Source organism: Streptomyces sp. NPDC031670, assembly GCF_055580545.1.
Genome location: NZ_JBVILC010000002.1, coordinates 129,439 through 148,197, shown reverse-complemented (window position 1 = coordinate 148,197; position 18,759 = coordinate 129,439). Strand labels below are relative to the sequence as shown.

The window sequence follows — 18,759 nt, the reverse complement described above, 5'->3', positions numbered from 1 at the left end:
ACGGACGAGGTGGGGGCGCTGCTGTTTGTGTTCGGGTCAGGCGGCGTGCTGGTCGGGGTTGCGCCAGGGGCCGATGACCTTGATGGAGGGGCGGCAATACGACAGTGCTTCACCGTCGCGGGTTGTGAACTCGACTGTCTCTGCCGCGAGTTCGCAGAGGGCGTCCCCGTCTGTCTCGGACAGTGCCGTCCTGAGCGTGGGGACGGACTCTGCCAGGTCCCAGGAAGGGGAACTGAGGCGGAAGCCGCCTAGGGCGGGTGCGTCGGCGAGGCGGAACGACAGTCGAGTACTGGGTTGGGGTTCATAGCGGGGTGCGGCTGTCAGCAGGCCGGCCTTGATGGATTCGGGGCCGGAGATGACGACTCGCATGGAGGTTGATCGGGGCAGCACTTCGAAGTGGTCGGCTTCGTGGCTGTCGTGGGACGGCGATTGCCTGCCGAAGAGCTGCCCGATGACCGTGGCGACTTCGGCAGTTCCGGTGGAGACACGCCAGGAGCCTTGGCCGCAGTGGAAGCGACCGACGAACGTCGTCTTGCGGTTGATCATGAGAAATCCCCCTCCTGCTTGAGGCGTTGGGTGTGGGCGATGTCGTGGCGGACCTGGGCGGCGAGGAGCTCTTCGCCGGGGCGGTAGCCGCTGCTGAGGTAGGTCCAGGAGGAGGTGGTGACGAGGGTGGTGGTCTCGTCGTCCACGGGGAGGCCGGCGCGGCTGCGGGTGGCTTCGGCTTGGGCGGTGCGCCAGGCCCGGCGTATGTCGCGGAGTGCGCCGAGGGTGGTCGAGTAGGCGCGCGACTTGCTGGAGAAGTGGCCGCGGAAGCCGAGCATGTGGGCCCACTTCCAGAGCTTGAGGTGGGCGAACTCCGGGAGATGGCCGAGCGTCCAGGCGGTGCGGATCATCTGCCGGGCGTGATGCTGGACGGGGAGGCTGGCGAGGGATTCGGCTTGGCCGGTGCCGTCACAGTCGGTGCAGAGGTCGCGGAAGCCGTCAGGTCCGCGTACGTGGCCGCGTCCGGCGCAGGGGCGGCATACGAGGGTGCGGTCCACGGTGCCCGCGCCTTCAGCGTTCTTGGTGGCGTACTTGGCGACGTATCCGGCGACTTTGGCGTCCGTGAGTTCGCCGTCTCCGAGGGCGGAGATCTGATCCACCTTGAAGCGGTCACCCCAGCGGATCACGCGTTCGCCGACCGCGTCCGACTCGACCGTGAGCCGGGCCCGCTCGACCGCCAGGCCGACGGCGACGCGGAGGGCGTCGAAGGTGGCCCAGGCCGGGGGCGAGGTGGTGTGACCTTCGGGACCGTCGAAGCGGACGACCGCGTGGAAGTGGACCAAGCCGCGTTGCTGGTACTCGGCGACCCTGGCGAAGGAGACGCGGAGGGCCGCGTTGAGTGCCTTCTGTGTCATGCCGAGGTGCTCGGCGAGGGCGCGGCGCAGGTAGGTGGTGAAGCGTGCCCACAGAGCCCCGGCGTGGGCGTTCCACAGCACGGCTCCGGCGTAGTCGTAGCTTGCCGGGCGGAGTGGGGTGCCGAGTTCGGGAGCGTCCTGGGGGTGGCTCTCGCCGCACGCGCAGGGGCGGGGCTTGCCCGTGTCGGTCGTCGGGCGGTTGTGGACGGGGCCGAAGGACGGGGCGGTGAGGGTGACGAAGGCGCGTGGGTGGTCGCGGACGGCTTCGGCGACGTTCTTGCCGCCGGACAGTCCGGCCTTGATCAGGTGGTAGGTGTCGGCCGCGTAGAGGCGGGAGCAGGCGGGGCAGCGGGAGGCGCGGCGGTTGCCGCAGGTGGTGAGGAGGCGTCCGGAGGGTTCGTCCTCGGAGCGGTAGGAGCGGACCACTTGCTTGGTGGTCTGGTCGGTGGTGACCGTCCAGCCGTGGAGGTTGACGGGACTGGTGCAGCCGCGAAGGTCGCGGACCTGTTCCGTCACGCGGTCGAAGTTCTCCGTGTTGGCCAGTTCGACCAGGTCCCGCAGGCCGGGGCTGATGACGTGGCGCAGGTCGAGGGGGCGGCGCATGGGTGGCGGGGTGTCCCTTCTGGCGCGAGGGTGAGACCTGCGGGCAGCAGCGATTCAGTGCGCTCGGGCTGCTGCCCGCAGGCATGGCGGACCGGGCCCAGGGGCGGGCTGCGGTGGGAGGTGCCGGACGGCCGGCGGAAAGGGCGGAGCTCTACAGAGCGGCGTGCAGCGCGGTGGCCATGGGCAAGCCGATCCCGAGTCGCGTCTTGAGCTGGGCCGCCGTGATCGGCTCGCCGTGCTCGGTTTGGTGGGACGTCGCGATGGAGCGTGCTTCGGTCAGTAGCGGCTCAGGAACCTTGACCGCAGGCGCAGCGGGAGCCGGGGCGATCTGAGGAGTGATCGGGGCCGGGGCCGGAAGGGTGAGGGGCACCGAAGGGCGGGAGGCCTCAGTTGCCGTCTCGGGCTGCGAGTCGATCTCGTCCAGCACGGGAGCCGATACGGCGGGGCGCGCAACGGTGTGGAAGGCGCGCAGGAGCTGCGGGCCGACGGAGCCCCAGCCGAGGAGGAGCAGCGGGGCCACCGCGTCGACGGCGGCACGGCCGTAGTGTCCGGCGACGATCGGGTCAGCGACGTTGAGGGCGAGGGTCAGCAGTCCGGAGAAGTGCATGAGACGGGTGGCGGCCGTCATCTGGTCTGCGGGCAGGCCACGCAGGGAGAGGTAGCGGAGCGCGACCAAGAGGCCGACCACGGACAGGTCCACCATCGGGGCGATGAGCGGTGCGATCGGGCCGGGGACACCGAGGCGCAGGGCGAGGGACCAGACGTTGCCGAAGGAGAAGACGAACGCCAGCGCGGCAATGACGATCATGACGGCCGTGATGGTGCGCTGAGTGATCCGGTCTTCTGTCATGAGTGTTCACCTCCTCTCCGGGGTGAGGGGAGCGTGCGAGGGCGGTAGGGCGGTCTGCTCAGACGTCGAGCTTGGTCAGGTCCACGTCCGCCAGGCGAAGGCCGAGGAAGGCTTCCAGGAGGATGGAGGGGTCGGCAGTGAGGTGCGCCGTCCGTTCGGCGACGCGAGCCGCTTCCGCGTCGGGCACGTAGGGCGTGCGGATGCGGGTGAAGCCGGGTTGCGACTGATGGTTCATCGAGGCGACGCCGACGTAGGTGGGGTCCTGGAGGTTGATCGGGTTGGCGTCCGGCCATTCCCGAATCTCCTCACCGAGCGCGGCCACGGAGGCTTCGGCGGTCTTCTGGGCGAAGCTCAAGCCGACGGGGCACACGTCGCGGATGAAGGTGGGGATCGCGTCGCCGGTGGACTTCTGAGTGGTGAGGATGACGAGCAATCCCACGGACCGGCCCTTCTTCACCAGGTCTTCCACGAGCCGCGCGTTCTCGGCGGCGAGCGCGGCCAGCTTCTTCGTCTGCTGGTCGCTGCCCTTGTGGTCGCGGAAGTAGGTGTGGGCTTCGTCGACGATCAGCACGACCAGGGGCCAGTGCTCGGACGGCCCGACGTCCCACATGGACTTCACGCCGAGCATCTGGCGCACTGAAGCCGACCGGGCACGTCGGAGTTCCACCAGGTGCCGGAACAGCTTGTTGGCCTCTTCCAGGTCATCGCCCACGAAGGCGAACATGCGTTGGACCCAGTCCGCGTAGTCACCTTCGTAGGCAGCCGACACCTTGCCGTCCGCGCAGGCGAACTGCACTGCGGGCGAGGGCGCCCAGTCGGAGAGAAGCCGGTTGATCAGACTGGTCTTGCCGAAGCCGGGAAGGCCGGCCACTGTCACGCCCGGCACCTGCGTGAGATTCACGGACACGGGTTGCGCGTACTCGTCCAGGCCCAGATCCCACCGGGCTGTCTCCTCCGGTGGTTCACCTGTGGGGTGGTGTTCGGTGGGGAACTTCAGCGGGTCCAGTCGTACGCCCCGGATGAGGACCTGCCCAGGCTTGTCCTGGGTGACCGCCACCCGTGTGCACCGCCAGGCGTCCGCGAGATGCGGGCCCGCTTTCTGGAACTGCTGGAGCCCGACGCCAGGCAGACACTGAGCCCGCGCGATCACTCCGTACGCGTCGTGCTTCACCTTCAGGGTGGGGATGAGGACGCGCGGCTTGATGGGCTTGCCGCTCGTCTTCGCCAGGGACGCCAGCGCGGTCGGTGTCTTGTCCGTTGCCGAAAGTTTGAGCATCGGCGCGAGCCGCTTCCAGCCCCACCGCACGCGTGCGGCCTGCCGTATGGACTGGCGGGTCATGGCGTCGGCGCGAACGTAGCGGACTACCCACCAGGCAGCCCACCCGACGAACACGGCGAGCGCCAGGACGACGACGAGCGGGACGTGGCCGAGGATGCCTTCCGTGGGGGCGTTCGGATCCTTCATGTGCGGTTCTCCAACGGGTTGTAGAGGAAGGCCCCGAGGGCCGATGCGAGGGCCGCCCGATCGGCGGAGGAGCCCAAGCGGGGGTAGCCGTAGCCCACGAGCACGCCCGCCACCGAGGTCACGAGCGATTCGGTGAACCGGGCATCCGGCCCGGCGTGAAGCAGCGGGTAGCTGCGCTCAGCGCCGGACCGGGAGGTGGTGACGCTCACGCCGCTTCAGCGTCCGGGGCCACCAGGTCCAGCCGACCCGCGCGGTAGGCGATGCCGTCCGAGAGCGAGCCGTTGAAGATCCGCGCCCAGGGGGTGGCGAACAGTTCCACCGGCATGACCGGGACACCCGGTCGGAGGCCGTTGGGCAGTCCGGTCTCCGGAACGGTGATCTTCAGAGCTTCGGCACGGTCCTCCTCCATGAAGAAGAGGGTGATCGTGTAGAGCTTCGCGCCGGTCTCACGGTCGGTGGCGAACTGCGTTTTCTCCTGGTCCGCGTACTTCGGCACCGGCAGGGTGCCGACCATGAACGACGAGGTGGGGAGCAGACCAACACGGATGCGTGCCATGGGAGTTGATTCCTTTCGGTTGCGCTCCACCAGAGCGGTGGGGCGTGATCACCATTGAACATAGCTGACCTAGCAGTGTCAAGTGAATCGGGTGAGCTAGGCATCAGCTGACATAGGCCACCTATGTCAGTGGGGTGTGCTAGGGGTGCTAGGAATCGCTACTCTTGGGCCATGAGCCCCGCGCCAGAGAGCAAGCAGGACCGTCGGCCGCCGTATCAGCACGCTGCCGACGAGCTTCGGCGCGACATCTTGCAGGGGCGGATCAAGCCGGGCGAGCAGATGCCGTCCATCCGCGAGCTGCAAGAACGCTTCGGCGTGGCCAACATGACCGCGAGGTCCGCGCTCAACGTGCTGCGCGATGAGGGCTTGATCTACACGATCCATGGGCGGGGCAGCTTCGTTGCGGACCACAACGCCGGCGGGGAGCTCTCAGCGAACTACACCGCTCCAGCCTGGTACTTGGCGAACAAGGGCGAGAGCCCCGGCCAGGCAGGGCAGGGAGAGGAGCCCGACGACTCCGAACCTGCCGAAGCCGTCGGGACCACCCTCGCCGAAGTACTCACCGCACTACGTGACGAGATCCGTGTGCTCAGCGCCGATCATCAGGAGCTGCGTCGCGAGGTCGAGGAGCTGAAGGCAGCACGGCACTCGACGTCGTAGCCCTGAGCTGGGCGACTTCCTCGCGCAACTCTCTCGTCTCTCCACTGAGGCGGACGACCATGGCACGCATCTCGCTGATCAGCACGAGTACCTGATCCCTGTCCCCGACGTGAATGCTGGTCGACCCCATCTCGTTGTCCGGTATGCGCTCGGTCATCGCTCCCCACTTGCAGCCGTGCCGTCGTCTCGTGCCGCAGTTGCCCGAACCGTCAGGACTTGCCCTGCCACCCGTTGTTCTCCCAGGTTGATCGACTGCCGGGCTGCGGCGCTGTTCAGAGTTTCTTTACTGGATCAAGGCGGCCCGCCTACGGCGGTCCGCGCGCGTTGGCGGCCGGGGGCCGCCGCCGCTCCCTGTCTCCGCCACCGCTGCGCCGGCCCCCGGCCACTCAGCGCGCAGTACCGCCGAGACAGACAGCCAGAGCAGGAAGCACCCCGACGGGTCCGAGCGCCAGGACCAAGCTGAGGGCGGAGCGACGGCAGAACGCACGGTCACCGCTTCCTCCGGGGAAGCCCGGAGGCGAGCCAGGGGCGGCCCGTACGTGCGCAACGCCACAGCGGGTGGGACTGCGGATCGTGACGCATCAAGGAAGCGTGGTTGCGGTCCTTCTGGGTTGCTGGAGGCACACGTGACGGGTGCTCGTTCGACGAACCCGCCGCCGTGGCTGACTTTCGGTGGCGCGGGTCAGAACGGGGCCTGCTCTGACAGGACTTCATGCGTGCTTCGCTCCAACTCGACAGGTAGACGACCGGGGTTGTATCCGCACCCGCGTTCGAGCACGCCGACCACCCCGGTACCATCGGCACCGGGGTCCTGATCAGGGCTTCCACGACCGGACCACCCGGAATGCTGTCCAGGCTGAGGGGTGGTCCGGTCTCTTGCTATCGTCGCCGCCGCTGAGCAGCATCACGGCGAGCAGGCTTCGGGATCAGCTCAAGGCTTTGCCCACCTCGTAGATCGTCGGCCGGTCCTCGGGGGCATGACTGAGCATCGCGTCGATCAGGTCGCCCAGCTCACCCGGCGCCTTCACAAGACGACGCCGACCCTCCGCCACTGCTTCTCTCTGTACGGAGCGGGGGGCGTTGTCCGGGTACTCGACAGCCCGCCAACCAGTGGCGGAGATGAGCAGGGAAGCGCCGAGGGCGTAGACGTCGGCAGCCTGCGTCGGCTCAGCCTCTCCGGTGGCGAGCACGCTGCGGGCGATCTCCGGCGCTTCGTAGTGGACGAGGCAACCGCGGAACGGGAAGTCGTACCCCTGGGGTACGTGTCCGCCCTTGGCCAAGGCAAGGTCGATGAGGTGCGTTCGCTCGAGTCCGATGATGAAGTGGGCAGGCTGCACGTCTCCGTGAGCCCAGCCCTTGCCGTGGAGTTCGGCGAGAGCTTCGACGCATCCAAGAGCGACACTGGTCTGTGGCGTGATGATCGGGTCCGGCACACGGCAGGGTTCCCAGAGCCGGTGGAGATCGGGTCCCTCGTGCCACGGCTGGAAGTTCCAAGTGCCGTGTTCCCACTCGCCGTAAGCGATCTCTTCGACGCCGAGCCGGTGAAGCACGGCGCCCTCGCGCGCAGGTGCGACGGCGGTCCAGGGCTGCGCTGGCCAGTCGGTCGTGGCCTCGATCGGATAGCCGACCTTCACGGCGTAGTGACCGCGAGGGCCGAACACCTCCCACACGGTGGAACCACGCCGGTTGACGACCAGACGTCGCGCGTTGGGCACGAGCGCATCGAGCACCACGGTCGGAACTTCATGGATCGAGCAGGACAACGTCGTTGTTCTCCTTCCGGACGAACGCGGCCGACCCTGAGTTCGGGCCGGCCGCGTCACTGGTGTCAGGTCCTAGTTCTGACCGTAGGGACGGCCGCAGTCCGAGTCGCACTGAGCGAGGTTCGTGCCGTCGACGGTCCACAGGTCGTCGAAGACCGCGAACCCGGCGGCCTTCATGGCGTGAGCCGACGCCGTGACCTTCTCCGGGTCACGGGCCCCGCCACCCGGCGTCGGGTTGTGGTGGAGGAAGCGGCCCGCGTACCGCTCGCACAGCTGGGCGTACTCCTTGGTGTGCAGGATGAGCGCGTGGAGGCCGAGGTCCACGTCGTCCGACGGGACCATGGGAACGGTCGCGGTGGCCGCCGTGACCACGAAGGCCACCGCTTGGTCGGCGATGAGCTCGGCACGCTCGGCCGACTCGCCGTCGTGGGTGACCACGAAGTGGGCGAGGCTCTCGAACAGCTCTTCACCCGCGACCGCGCGACCGGTCTTCTGCACGTTCGCCGTTGCTGTCATGTGCCGTCTCCTCATGTGAAGTGGTGCAGGGCACTTACCTGCCGCCTCGATCGCCGAGTTCGCCTCGAAAGTGATCGACAGCGGACTGGAGGCCGGCCCCGAGCGGGGACGGGGAGCCGTGTGTGGCACCCGCCCGGGGCGGCCGGTCAGTACTGGCCGGTGCCGAGGGCCATGCCGATCACCAAGCCGCACGAACCGCTGATGCAGATGATGAACAGGACCCCGGCGTACCGGCCGACGGCGCGCATCACAGCCCGGCCCGACTGGTGCCGTTCCTCGCGTTCAGACGCGCGCTCAGCTCTTCCCGAGCGCTGAGTGCGACGACGCCACCGGGCATGGCATCCCACTCCCTGCCGCCACGGACGGGCCGCATCTGTACACGACCGCCGATCTCCCCCATGACGACGCCGATGCGTCCGCTGGCACTGTCCTTCGCCAGTTCGCCGATGCCTGGCCTGGTCTGCTGGTTGCTCGCCATGCCGACGAGCTTCCTGCCGACCGGCAGGACGTCGGAACCACCGACAAACACCACTTCGGGACGTCCCGCATCCGGTAGAACGTCCCTAGTGCCGTCCCTGGTTGTTAGGAGAGATTGAAATGGCAAACGAGAGGTTACGTGCGGCCATGGCGGCCGGCGGCTGGACGTACAACGCCCTCGCGGACAAGGTCGAAGTCGATCCCAAGTCCGTCGAACGATGGGTCAACCTGGGGCGTACGCCACGTCGTGCCACGGCCATGGTGGCAGCAGAGACGCTAGGAGAAGACGTGCACGCTCTATGGCCATCGCTCAGGCAGGCACGCCCCGCCCGCGCCGTCAGTCCGGAACTTGTGGCCCTCTACGACCAGCGGGCGGACATCCCCGTCTCCACCTTCGTGGACATGCTGACCCAGGCACGCGAGCAGATCGACGTGTTGGTGTACGCCGCCGTGTTCCTGCACGAGGCGTACCCGAGGCTCAACGAGCTTCTGAAGGAGCGAGCGGCCGAGGGCTGCGTGGTCCGTATCGCCGTTGGCGACGCGGACAGCCCCAACGTGCAACAGCGTGGAGACGAGGAAAAGTTCGGCCACGGCATCCAGTCCCGTTGCCGTCTCGCGCTCATGCACTACCGCCCCCTCATCGGGGTACCGGGCATCGAGGTACGGACTCACGCCACGACGCTTTACAACTCGATCTACCGCGCCGATGATCAGGCACTGGTCAACGCCCACGTCTGGGGCGTTAACGCCTACAAGGCCCCCGTGTGGCACCTGCGCCGAAACGGGGAAGGCGGCATGTTCGACACCTACGCAGACAGCTTCGACGCGGTGTGGGCAACCGCGACACCCGCACGAGAGAAGTGATCATGGCACGCACCGAGTACTACGACGACCCAGACGCCCCCAAGCCCAACAGCCTGGTCGTCGCCGCGTCCGCAGTGGTCACCGACGACGAGGGACGCATCCTCCTACAGCGCCGGCGGGACAACGATCTCTGGGCGCTGCCCGGCGGCGGCATGGAGATGACCGACTCCCTGCCAGGAACCGCCGTCCGCGAGGTGAAGGAGGAAACGGGCCTGGACGTGGAGATCACCGGGCTCGTGGGGACGTACACCGACCCGCGCCACATCATCGCCTACACGGACGGTGAGGTGCGCAGGCAGTTCAACGTCTGCTTCACCGCCCGTGTGGTCGGCGGCCAACTCGAGATCTCGGACGAGTCCACCGAGCTGCGGTTCGTGCAGCCGGCGGAAGTTGCACAACTGCCGATGCACCACACGCAGCGGCTCCGGATCCGTCACTTCCTGGAGCACCGTGAGCAGCCCTACCTCGGCTGATCGAGACCTGCGACACCCGCTTTAGGCGCTGCTGTTCGTCGGCGTTGTCACGCAGTTAGACACTCACCACCCGACCCGATGCCCAATCAGCCGCGAGACGGCTGTACTTGGGGCGCGGCGGCCTGCCGTGCGGTCCGTCGTTTTCTGATCGTTAGCTCTGATCGTTGCTGTTCCCACACTCATGCGCCCGAGTTCTCAGCAACACAGACATACGTGGGGGGCTGCGCACCGCCCTCGTTCGGAAAGTCCAGGACGCCCGGATAGGTCATCCTGGTGCCCGGGTAGGACCCCTCACAAGATTGGGGACTGTCCGAGAAGACCGAAGTGCCGTCTGCTTGGATCGCCTGTCCGTCTGAGCCGACCAGATACGCACCGCACTGATAACCGGCCGCGTTCATCAGAAGGGTGGCGTCCCTTCCTGCCCCGTCGCTGCTGCCCGTCCACGCGAGACAGTAGGTGGACCCGGGGTCCCCACCGGTGGCAGGTTGCGAGATGACGTGGATGGCCTGGAGGGGCAGAGGGCCACCACACAGTTCCTCGATGCCCTCGACGTACCAGGGTGCGCCAGCCAGACAGACATCGGCCTTCGGCTCACAGCCGGCCGGACCCGTCGGCAGCTTGTAGGTCACCGGAACGCATGACGGCGCTGCAGCCACTGAGCGGGACGGTGCAGCACTCGACGGCGAAGCGTGCGCTGGCGGTGCCGGGGAGGTCTCGCTGTCTTCGCGGCCGGCCCCTGTGATGCTCGGTGTTGTTTGAGCCCTCGCGCCTCTGTGGTTCGTGCCTGTCTGCTGATGCAGCACCAGGGCCAGGCAAACGCCCACAACGGCTGCGACGGCTCCTGCGGTCATCGTCGCCTTCCAAGGGAACTGCGGCGGTCGAGGGGGTGCGGCGTCGCGGATGACAGGGATGTTCTCCAGCGTGTCCCCGTTGTGGAAGGCAAGCACTTCGTCAGGGCGCGGTGGCCTCTGCGGCGGTAGTGGTGGTGTGCTCACGGTTCCCCCTGCTTGCTACGCGTGACGGTCACCGTAGGCCACCCCGAGTCACATGCGAGGCGAACTAGTTGGAAGCGCAACATTGTCGTGATTCATCCGAAGGGACGTCCCTAAGCTTGGGATGCGACGCGCAGAGCACCACATGACCAGTCGCAGATGCACGATTTCCAACTGTGGTGGTGCCGCGCGGGACCGCATGCGGGGCCGTTCACCTGCGTTCATGGGCGGCCGTTCGTGGGGGCGGCTACGGGCTACGGGCTGTCTGAACGGCGGCGAACGGCGCTGAATGAGACGGAGGGAGGGGCCTGGCTCGCTAGCATCGTCGCTGTTGAAGGGGGAGGCATGGCACTGGTCCGTAAGGGATCACGACGGATCGTCGTCGACGGTACTGCCTACCGTTGGCGGCTGCGAGGCAGGCCGACGTACCCCGAGAGCCTGGCCTGGTCGCCGTGCACATTCGCGGTCGAGCATACGGACAACCCGGGTACGACCCTTGTGGTCACCACCAACCAGCCGCATCCGAGCAACTGGATCGGCCGCGAGACTGAGCCTGTACTGCCGTCCGGTGTTGCCGCGGCTATTCGGCTTGCCCTGCGTGAGGGTTGGGCTCCGACGGCTTCGGGCTCCTCGTTCCACCTCGACCAGTCCGCCGGCTTCACAGCCTCTTGAGCGAGAGCACCGCTTTAGGAGAACGGCTGGGGTGTCATGCCGGTGTCCTTCGGCTTCGATGACTGGTGAGATGTCCAGCAACTCAACCGCCAGACGCCCTTGTTGACCGTGGCTGACCGGCCGATTCCGCAATCGGCCTGCCCTCCTGGGACACCACCTTCTCGGCGCTCAAGCGGATTCGGAGATCGACGAAAAGAGCGGTGTAGCCGAAATCAGTCTTTCAGCGCGTTCAACAGCATCTCGATGCCAGCGAACAGCTCGTCATAAGTAAGAACTTTAAGGTCGCGAAAACTGGATCTGTACAGTTCGAACGATCGACGTTGACTTTCATCCAAATTTTCTGCTTCCAGATCGCCACTGATGACAATGCCGAGAGGGTTCGCAGCTCGCAGTCCCGGCGTATGGAATGCCAAGCCAGGAAGGTTGGATACAAGGCTGTGTCGATATTCCAGCACCTGGACGCATGACCCTGCGAGTTCGCGAGATGGGGCATATACATTTCCCCGATATTTGGGCGAGGCAAGCAACTTAGTTGCTGGTGTTTTGATTTCGACAAGTGCGACGTTTCCCGCATGACTGGCAAGGAAATCCAGTACATTGCCGCCAGAGTTATCGACCGACTTTCCACCCACATAGCACTTGCTTCTCAGTGTGTAAGCCCTTCCTTCCAAGGCTAGCGCCAAGACCTCGGGACGGCTGCTTAGGAAGGTTTGCCAGTATTCCTCACTCGGGTTATTGCGATTGTTCCGCCATATACTTAGCGATTCCACGAGGCGAGAAGTGGTTGCTGTTCGTTCGTTCTCTGAGAGAGCGTGACCTATTCGAGAGACGTGCTCGGCTCGCATCTTCTTGAGTGCTTCGACTGTGTATGTTTCTGGACTTTTATCCACATACGCATGATGGGTTGGGCAGAGTACAATTACGTTGTCAATACTGCCTCGTTCGTCCAGAGTCATATCACTGTGGTACCGCGGCCCGCCGGGAGCTATTGAAGAGATGTGAGCAATTTCTAGGAGCGGCATCCCATTTTCGAGGATCAGGGGTGGACACCCGGGAAACATGCACCTTCCACCAGCCTGGGAGAACACCTCCTTGATAACCGACTGCGGGATAGGTCGACGACGTGCCATCCTGATTTCCATGTCTCCCTCATGCCGCTACATAGTTGTGAATGTTGCACTGGCGTGGAGGTCAGAAGCGCGTACCCAAGATCCCACCCTCTTCGGTGTCCAGGACAGTCCGCCGTATGCCATTTTGAAACCAGTCTGAGTTTCGGACGGTAAGAGGTACGTCATTGTTGTTCATCGTGCAAATATACTGGCCGCCAGACGAGCAAATTGTTTCATTGACAAGACTGATCCCTGCGGACACCTGACGCGGATCGACTCCATCGAACACAACTGAGTCATGAACTAGGAAACCAGGATGATGTTTGGTATCTACCCCTTCAGCGAGTAGTGTCAAGTCAAAGCAGAGCAATTGCATCCTGGTGACGCCCCCACTGGCTGAAGTGGACACCTTCAAGGTGAACTTGTAGCCGAGATCATCGACCTCGGCCGTGAGAACGCCGCCGACTCCGTAGAGCTCTTGCATCATGCGGTCGAAACGTGATGCCACGGAATCAAGCTTTCGGCGACTATGATTTAGGTCGCGCGCGGTCTCCGTTCGTAGCTGCGCGCGCTTGAGGCGGATGTCCTCCTGCGCTTGCGCTACGTCTCGGACAGTTGCAAGAGCATTTTCAATCTCAGCTACCTTCGCAGCAGCCCTGTTCGCTTCAGCCTGGAGTGCGGAGAGCTCCTCTAGAGCCCCGCCGGCATCGATAACTGCAAGAATCGAGTTGCGAGATTCTGTGAGCTCTCTTATGCGCGCATCACGGACGGACTGCTGGTTGCGTAGCCTTTCGAGCTCCGATGATAGGAACCTGCGCCTGTTGCCCATCAACTGCTGGTGAAACTCGGTGACTGCTTCCAAGCTGCGCAACGCCTCAGGTGTAAAGGCCCGCTGCATTTCGACATATAGGTCGGATACTTCCATTTCCTCATATGAGTTTTGTGGTTCCTCTTCTAGGGATGTTGCATAGAGTTGGATCATCCTTCTGTCAACGACAGCATCGTTGCGAAGTTCTTTTAGGTCTTCGGTGATTCGATCCGCCCGGGCGATCAACCCTTGCGGATCTTCTACTACTTGGAAACCGGAGACACGCGCCTTCAATTCGTCTAGTTCGCGTTGAGCCTCCGCCAACTCAAGCATTAGTTCTGGCTCTGGCCGTAGAGCCCTGGGGAGAAGATTTTTCTTAGTGGCTTTCGCAATTGCTTTATAGGTTTCAGCCTCTTCTTCCAAGAGAGACAAATCCCGCACAAGCTCCCAATTTAGGTTTAGCAGGTAGGCTACGTGCTCCCTAGAGCTCCAAGCGGGCTGCTGAGGGATAATTTTTAGTGGATCCTTGACGGCGTCTGTTCGGATCACATAGGACAGGAGAGTTCGGGGGGAGATAGCTCGGTCGCCAGCTTCAGCCACACGGTCCAAGGCGAAGAGACTCAAACCAAGAAGGTACTTCCAGTCATCAACTGAGACAGTCGATCGGTCATCCATGTATGGCCGTAGCGTGGTTGCCAACTCAGGCGGATATCGCAGATGCACGCGCGTACCACCCTGGACGCGACGCGTAGCAGAGACGACGCCATTGAACATATCGAGGTCGAGCGTGAACTCCCAGCCGGCGGGTCCCAAGGGTGCCAACGGTTTCGGCAAATTTCCACCGAGGCAATAGCCGATCGCTTGGATTAGTGTCGTTTTTCCCCGCGCGTTTCTGCTGTGTTTATCCGTAGCTCCAGGAGCTTTAGCCGCTAGAATAACATTAAAACCGGGCTTGAATGTGATGGGCTCAAAGGATTTAATGTTGGCGCTGATTTTACGCAGCATTGTTCGCCGCCTTGTGCAAGAAGTCGCCGTCAAAATTCAACAGGCGCAGCGCCACTAGGACATCCAGAGTCAAAGCGAAGCGCTCGAAAGGGAGATCTGGGTAGATGGCTTTGTATGCCGCCCAGGCGGAAGCTACCGATGACGTGGGTTCCAGTCGCCTGTACAGCCTTGCGGCATGCAGTGCCAGGCTACTGGATGTCTTAACATAGCGATTAGGCAGCAGGAGACTCATGCTCGAAGAGCTCGCATATCTGAAATAGGTGGGCGACGGTGGCGAGAGTTGCGGCCCGAAGCGTGTCAGATTCAACGGGTCCAGCATGTTCAAGTGCAGCTGCACATATGTATTCGAAAAGTTCGTCGCGCTCCAGGCCTTGAGCGATTCCCGCATAGTATTCCTGCTTGAATCGCGCAGCCAGAATGTTGCCGAAGCTTGGGCGCATATTTGAGATTGCGGTAATAAAATCCGCTACCTCGTCAGACTTGGCCAGCCCTACCTTTATTCTCTCCTCAGCCACGGGGCCAAGTCCGTTCAAGTCCACTTTCTGCTTTATGTCGATTGGGATCACTATTTTGTCATCAGTTTTTGACTTTGATGTCCCGAGGAATTTGCAAACGATTTCCAGATGCTCAAATCCGACCTGTCCCATTGCGTGCGCCATGGCGCGGGCGACAGTTCGTTCGTGCTTTCTTTTGATATCGCGGAGCAAGTCCGTCGTGTGGTAATTGAGCTGCGTATCAATTACATCATGATGAGGGCCGCAGAGATAAATTAGATTTTCTGCGCTACCTCGCTCCTCTGGCGTCATATTCGAGTCGTACCGAGGGCCGCCTTTGCTAGCTGCGCAAATATGAGCGACTTTACCAACGGCCTTATGCTGATCTGCGGTAACTTGCGCATCGATACTCAGTGCGATTCCGCACTCTGGGTACGCGCACCTGTCGCCGCTCCGTTGGATTACGATCTTGGCTTGTGCTGGTGGAACCGGATCACGAGCCACGATTTCTCCCCGTCGTCGTCCTTTGCTTACCTACAGGGTATGAGATCTTGCGCTCGCTGTAGAGGTGCAAGCGTTAGGTCGGCGGAGCGGGTTTGGCCGCTGGCCTGCCCGATCTGGGGTTGAGCATGGCCAGGGGGCCGTACGCTGGCTGCCAACTCGGGCAGGCTTTGGGCCTGACCGCAATGTGCACGAGTGGCCCCCTGGTCTTGCTCGACGCGGGACCCGGACCGGGGAGGTGGCTAAAGTCATGGAGCCGACCGCCCCAGCCACGACGTACCCCTTCTCTGACGTCAGGCGGCTGATTGCTCTGAGCGCGGCCCGGGCGTCGGCCGGGTCGCGCGCGGGGAGCGGAGCGAGCCGCCTTGAACCTGTAGAGAAAGTTGCTACTCCCAAGCCGGGCAGGGCCTGGAGCCCGGCACATGCTGGGAGTCGCGCTGGTCGGTGCCATCGTTCAGCGCTGACGGCAGCCCTGACGGCAACGACGGCACACAGAGGCCGTTGATCACGGCCGCCGGCGATCAGTTGCTAGGTCGGCGGACCCCCGGCACAACTGCCCGCCCGATCCTACGGATCAGAAGGTCGATGGCTTGGTCAGTGATCATCGTTCCCCACCCAAGGCAGACCTCCCATTCGCTCCGCAACAACGTCGGTGGTTCCGCAGCGGGTCTGGATTGCCGCACTGATCAGGCAAGCCACTTCACAGCTCGGATCTATCCGTTAGTGTGTGCACCGCGCTTGATCGTATGGACGATCAGTGGCCCGTTCACGTACCTACATCCCTCCGCAGGTGCCAAACCTCCAGTGTGCCTCAGCCGGGCGCGATGAGGGGCCGTGCGTGTCAGGCCGGGTCGTCCGCCAGTTCCGCGACGCCGGTGATCCGGTGCAGGGGATAGGTGCGGACCTCGTCGGCCGTGTGGTCGTACGCCGTCACGAAACCGCCCTCCACCCGCACCGGCGCGATCACCCGCTGGCTGGCGGCGCCGTCGGCGTTGACGTAGCCGATCCACAGGGCCGAGCCGGTCATCACCGCGGCCTGGACGGTGGCCAGCGTCTCGGCGGCCGTGGTGCGCGGCAGCCCGCCCGGTTCGGCGTGGGCGGCGCGCGGCGCCTCCTTGCGGACGACCGTGGCGGCCTCGTCGCCCGCCCGGATCGCCCGGACCGCCGCGCCGAGCAAGGTCTCGTCGGGCAGCGGCGGGCCCTCCGGCACGGGCGCGGGAGCGGTACGGGGCGGGGTGCGGCGGGTGTCGGCGCGGGTGATCACCACATCGCCCTCGGCGGACTCGGCGGCCGGGGCGTACCCCATCGCGCGCAGCCCTTCGAGGAGGGCGGCGGGGTCGGCCTGGGCGGCGAGCACGGTCGGGGCGAGCCGGCGCAGCCGGAGCCCCGCGGACCGCTTGTCCGCGACGATCTCGTCGAGCAGCGCGTCGTCGTCGCAGCGCACATACGCCGAGGCCGCGCCGACCCGGAGGTGCCCGTGGCGGCGTGCCACGTCGTCGATGAGGTAGCTGAGCGGCTGCGGGACGGGCGTGGCGCTGTGCGCGGCGAGGAAGGCGTGCAGATCGGAGGCGGCCTGCCCGGCGTCGAGGGCGCGGCGCACCGAGGCGGGCGTGAACCGGTACACCGTCGCGCCGCCCTTCGACTCGATGTCCGCCAGCACGTTCAGCGTCGCGGCGAGCGGGCGCCGCAGCGGGCCGGGCGCTACGGCGGTCAGGTCGGCCTGGAGCAGGACGTGGTCCACGGGCTCTGGCAGGTGCGGCGCGAGCGCGGCGGCAGCCGCGAGGCCGGGCGACGCGGTGGTGGCGCCGGACCGGGGCGCCTTCGCGGTGCCGTCGGCCGCGGCGAGCAGCGCCCGCCCGTGCGCGGCGAGCGCGCCCCGGCCCGTCACGCCCAGCCACTCCGCCTCGGCCAGCGTCCACCGGGCCAGCCGGGGCCGCAGGTCCTCGGGGCCGGAGCGGGCCGGGTGCTCCCAGCGCAGCCGGGCGAGCAGCGTCTCGGGGTCGGGCGCGGTCCCCTCGGGCAGCAGCGCGAGCAGGGCCAGCACCCGGTGGCGTACCTCCGGGGCGGGGGAGCGGTCCAGGTCGGGGCCGAGGGCCGCGAGCGTGCGGGCGCGGGCGTCCTGATCGCCGACCAGGCCGGGCGTACGGGTCGCGGTGAGCCACGCGGCGGCCAGCCGCGACCACCGCTCGGCGGGCGGCAGGTCCAGCCAGTCGTCGTACGCGGGCGTCGGCGCGTACCGCTCGTCGGCCTCCCCGTCGGACGCCAGCAGCCCGGCCGCGTAGGCGAGTTCGAGCCAGAAAGCGGCGGCCTGCTCGGTGGTGTCCAGGGCCAGGGCGGTCCTTTTCAGGTCACGCACGCTCAGACCGCCCGCGCGCAGCACGGCGGGCCCGCCCTCGTTCCACTCGGCCAGCAGGTCCTCGACCATGGTCAGCGCGGTCAGCGCCTGTCCGGCCGCGGCGGAGTCCACCACCTGCGGCTTGTACTCCCGGGCCGGCGCGACGGCGGGCGCCACCGGCTCGGGCGCCCGGTGCGCGCGCCCGGCGCGCAGATGCAGGGCGGCCTCGCGCGGCAGGACGACCGTGCGCGCCGAGGTCGGCAGCAGCAGCCCGTGGTCGCGCAGCCAGCGCACGGGCGGCGCCGGATCGGCCGACACCTCGCCGTACGGCGGCCCCCACACCAGCCGGTCGAGCACCCCCAGCGCCTCCGGCGGGGCGGTGTCCAGCAGCGCCGACATCCGCGTCCGGTCGGTGAAGAGCGAGGTCAGCGCGGCGACGGCGGAGACGGGGTCATGGGTGGCGGGCAGCCCGGCCGCCCGGAGGATCTCCTGCACCCGCCCCGGCGACATCCCGGCCGTGGCCTCGGCGACGGTCGGGCCGAGGCCGGTGGGGGAGGGGTGCGCGGGGGAGGGCGCCAGCAGCTCGCGGGCGGTGCGCACCAGCCGCAGCCGCTCGTCGGTCCCCCACACCAGCGCCTGCTCGCGCAGCCCGGCGAGCGCCCCCGGCAGCGCCGCCTCGACGGCCGCGTCGCCCTCGTCGCCCGCCAGGAGCGCGAGCAGGACGGGGTAGGGCGCCGGGTCGGGCGCCACGGCCAGCGCCTGCGCGGTCTGGAGCGCGAACCGGTCGAGCCGCTCCAGCGCCCGCACGACCGAGGCCCGTGTCGCGGCGCGGGTGGCCAGCTGGGTCAGGTCGTTCGGTACGGGGGTGAGCAGATCGGGCCGGGCGCGCAGGAGCGCGGCGAGGGAGGAGTCGGGGCGCGCACGGAGTGCTTCGGCGAGGGTGCGGGGGGCGGCGGGCACGCGGGTGCCGCCGGCGGCGCCGGTGGTGGCGGCACCGGTGCTGGTGGCGGCGGCGTCGGTGGCGGCGGCGTCGGTGGCGTGGCCGGTGTGGGCCGCGTGGTCGCCGGGTCCGCTCACTCCACCCGCTCCGGTCGGTGCTTCGGACACGTGCGCCTCCTGGTCGCGCTCGCCGGTCCCCATCCGCCCCACGGTAGCCGCTGCGCGCTACCGTCAGGGCAGGGAGGCGGCGGCGGGCCCCGGCGGGGCACGGAGGGGA

16 protein-coding genes are annotated in these 18,759 nt (G+C 66.2%); 3 read left to right on the top strand and 13 right to left on the bottom strand.

From position 1 onward, the window contains the following. Nucleotides 1-36: 36 nt before the first annotated feature. From ACZ5ID_RS04665 to ACZ5ID_RS04640, 6 genes are all read right to left on the bottom strand, one after another. Nucleotides 37-546 (bottom strand): hypothetical protein, encoded by a 510-nt coding sequence (locus ACZ5ID_RS04665; RefSeq protein WP_468893411.1) that lies wholly within the window; start codon nt 544-546, stop codon nt 37-39. After that, entirely contained in the window at nt 543-2,003 is a 1,461-nt protein-coding gene (locus ACZ5ID_RS04660; protein WP_468893407.1) for a replication initiator, read from the bottom strand. Before ACZ5ID_RS04660 ends, ACZ5ID_RS04665 begins: the two co-directional genes overlap by 4 nt. A 151-nt stretch (nt 2,004-2,154) precedes the next feature. Beyond that, nucleotides 2,155-2,853: a DUF2637 domain-containing protein gene (locus tag ACZ5ID_RS04655; protein WP_468893405.1), complete on the bottom strand. Its 699-nt coding sequence runs from the start codon at nt 2,851-2,853 to the stop codon at nt 2,155-2,157. Nucleotides 2,854-2,911: 58 nt separating this feature from the next. Next, nucleotides 2,912-4,318: an FtsK/SpoIIIE domain-containing protein gene (locus tag ACZ5ID_RS04650; RefSeq protein ID WP_468893403.1), complete on the bottom strand. Its 1,407-nt coding sequence runs from the start codon at nt 4,316-4,318 to the stop codon at nt 2,912-2,914. Next, the gene (locus ACZ5ID_RS04645) at nt 4,315-4,527 is read right to left on the bottom strand and encodes a hypothetical protein (protein ID WP_468893401.1); all 213 of its coding nucleotides are present in this window, start codon (nt 4,525-4,527) and stop codon (nt 4,315-4,317) included. The genes ACZ5ID_RS04650 and ACZ5ID_RS04645 overlap by 4 nt, the downstream gene beginning before the upstream one ends. Further along, nucleotides 4,524-4,874 (bottom strand): SCO3933 family regulatory protein, encoded by a 351-nt coding sequence (locus ACZ5ID_RS04640; RefSeq protein ID WP_329411206.1) that lies wholly within the window; start codon nt 4,872-4,874, stop codon nt 4,524-4,526. Before ACZ5ID_RS04640 ends, ACZ5ID_RS04645 begins: the two co-directional genes overlap by 4 nt. A 171-nt stretch (nt 4,875-5,045) precedes the next feature. On the opposite strand from ACZ5ID_RS04640, the gene ACZ5ID_RS04635 reads away from it, so the two are divergent. Further along, on the top strand, nt 5,046-5,534 hold the full coding sequence (locus tag ACZ5ID_RS04635) for a winged helix-turn-helix domain-containing protein (RefSeq protein ID WP_468893399.1): 489 nt from the start codon (nt 5,046-5,048) through the stop codon (nt 5,532-5,534). Between the two features lie 926 nt (nt 5,535-6,460). Here the strand turns inward: ACZ5ID_RS04635 and ACZ5ID_RS04630 are convergent. The 3 genes from ACZ5ID_RS04630 to ACZ5ID_RS04620 form a co-directional block, all read right to left on the bottom strand. Further along, nucleotides 6,461-7,297 carry a serine/threonine-protein kinase gene (locus ACZ5ID_RS04630; protein WP_468893397.1) on the bottom strand — a complete coding sequence of 279 codons (837 nt, stop codon included), beginning with the start codon at nt 7,295-7,297 and terminating at the stop codon, nt 6,461-6,463. A gap of 72 nt (nt 7,298-7,369) precedes the next feature. Further along, nucleotides 7,370-7,813, bottom strand: coding sequence for a glycine-rich domain-containing protein (locus ACZ5ID_RS04625; protein ID WP_468893395.1), 444 nt, complete (start codon nt 7,811-7,813; stop codon nt 7,370-7,372). A 247-nt stretch (nt 7,814-8,060) separates the two neighbouring features. Beyond that, a complete protein-coding gene (locus tag ACZ5ID_RS04620) occupies nt 8,061-8,291 on the bottom strand; it encodes a hypothetical protein (protein WP_468893393.1) in 231 nt (76 codons plus the stop codon). Nucleotides 8,292-8,410: 119 nt separating this feature from the next. Between ACZ5ID_RS04620 and ACZ5ID_RS04615 the strand changes: the two genes are divergently transcribed. Both ACZ5ID_RS04615 and ACZ5ID_RS04610 read left to right on the top strand, forming a co-directional pair. After that, a complete protein-coding gene (locus ACZ5ID_RS04615) occupies nt 8,411-9,154 on the top strand; it encodes an XRE family transcriptional regulator (protein ID WP_468893392.1) in 744 nt (247 codons plus the stop codon). Between the two features lie 2 nt (nt 9,155-9,156). Further along, nucleotides 9,157-9,627, top strand: coding sequence for an NUDIX domain-containing protein (locus ACZ5ID_RS04610; protein ID WP_468893390.1), 471 nt, complete (start codon nt 9,157-9,159; stop codon nt 9,625-9,627). 1,876 nt (nt 9,628-11,503) lie between these two features. On the opposite strand, the gene ACZ5ID_RS04605 is transcribed toward ACZ5ID_RS04610, so the two are convergent. The 4 genes from ACZ5ID_RS04605 to ACZ5ID_RS04590 all read right to left on the bottom strand — a co-directional run bounded on the left by ACZ5ID_RS04605 (nt 11,504) and on the right by ACZ5ID_RS04590 (nt 18,683). After that, the gene (locus ACZ5ID_RS04605) at nt 11,504-12,247 is read right to left on the bottom strand and encodes a Shedu immune nuclease family protein (RefSeq protein WP_468893389.1); all 744 of its coding nucleotides are present in this window, start codon (nt 12,245-12,247) and stop codon (nt 11,504-11,506) included. Between the two features lie 235 nt (nt 12,248-12,482). Beyond that, nucleotides 12,483-14,213, bottom strand: coding sequence for a DUF2326 domain-containing protein (locus ACZ5ID_RS04600; RefSeq protein ID WP_468893387.1), 1,731 nt, complete (start codon nt 14,211-14,213; stop codon nt 12,483-12,485). A 212-nt stretch (nt 14,214-14,425) separates the two neighbouring features. Continuing rightward, nucleotides 14,426-15,019 carry an ABC-three component system protein gene (locus tag ACZ5ID_RS04595; protein ID WP_468893385.1) on the bottom strand — a complete coding sequence of 198 codons (594 nt, stop codon included), beginning with the start codon at nt 15,017-15,019 and terminating at the stop codon, nt 14,426-14,428. A 1,030-nt stretch (nt 15,020-16,049) separates the two neighbouring features. Next, the gene (locus ACZ5ID_RS04590) at nt 16,050-18,683 is read right to left on the bottom strand and encodes a helicase-associated domain-containing protein (RefSeq protein WP_468893383.1); all 2,634 of its coding nucleotides are present in this window, start codon (nt 18,681-18,683) and stop codon (nt 16,050-16,052) included. Nucleotides 18,684-18,759: the final 76 nt, after the last annotated feature.

Bases quoted from the DNA above. Each gene is read 5' to 3' on its own strand.
- ACZ5ID_RS04665 (WP_468893411.1), bottom strand. From the start codon at position 546: ATGATCAACCGCAAGACGACGTTCGTCGGTCGCTTCCACTGCGGCCAA.
- ACZ5ID_RS04660 (WP_468893407.1), bottom strand. From the start codon at position 2,003: ATGCGCCGCCCCCTCGACCTGCGCCACGTCATCAGCCCCGGCCTGCGG.
- ACZ5ID_RS04655 (WP_468893405.1), bottom strand. From the start codon at position 2,853: ATGACAGAAGACCGGATCACTCAGCGCACCATCACGGCCGTCATGATC.
- ACZ5ID_RS04650 (WP_468893403.1), bottom strand. From the start codon at position 4,318: ATGAAGGATCCGAACGCCCCCACGGAAGGCATCCTCGGCCACGTCCCG.
- ACZ5ID_RS04640 (WP_329411206.1), bottom strand. From the start codon at position 4,874: ATGGCACGCATCCGTGTTGGTCTGCTCCCCACCTCGTCGTTCATGGTC.
- ACZ5ID_RS04635 (WP_468893399.1), top strand. From the start codon at position 5,046: ATGAGCCCCGCGCCAGAGAGCAAGCAGGACCGTCGGCCGCCGTATCAG.
- ACZ5ID_RS04625 (WP_468893395.1), bottom strand. From the start codon at position 7,813: ATGACAGCAACGGCGAACGTGCAGAAGACCGGTCGCGCGGTCGCGGGT.
- ACZ5ID_RS04620 (WP_468893393.1), bottom strand. From the start codon at position 8,291: ATGGCGAGCAACCAGCAGACCAGGCCAGGCATCGGCGAACTGGCGAAG.
- ACZ5ID_RS04615 (WP_468893392.1), top strand. From the start codon at position 8,411: ATGGCAAACGAGAGGTTACGTGCGGCCATGGCGGCCGGCGGCTGGACG.
- ACZ5ID_RS04610 (WP_468893390.1), top strand. From the start codon at position 9,157: ATGGCACGCACCGAGTACTACGACGACCCAGACGCCCCCAAGCCCAAC.
- ACZ5ID_RS04605 (WP_468893389.1), bottom strand. From the start codon at position 12,247: ATGACTCTGGACGAACGAGGCAGTATTGACAACGTAATTGTACTCTGC.
- ACZ5ID_RS04600 (WP_468893387.1), bottom strand. From the start codon at position 14,213: ATGCTGCGTAAAATCAGCGCCAACATTAAATCCTTTGAGCCCATCACA.
- ACZ5ID_RS04595 (WP_468893385.1), bottom strand. From the start codon at position 15,019: ATGACGCCAGAGGAGCGAGGTAGCGCAGAAAATCTAATTTATCTCTGC.
- ACZ5ID_RS04590 (WP_468893383.1), bottom strand. From the start codon at position 18,683: ATGGGGACCGGCGAGCGCGACCAGGAGGCGCACGTGTCCGAAGCACCG.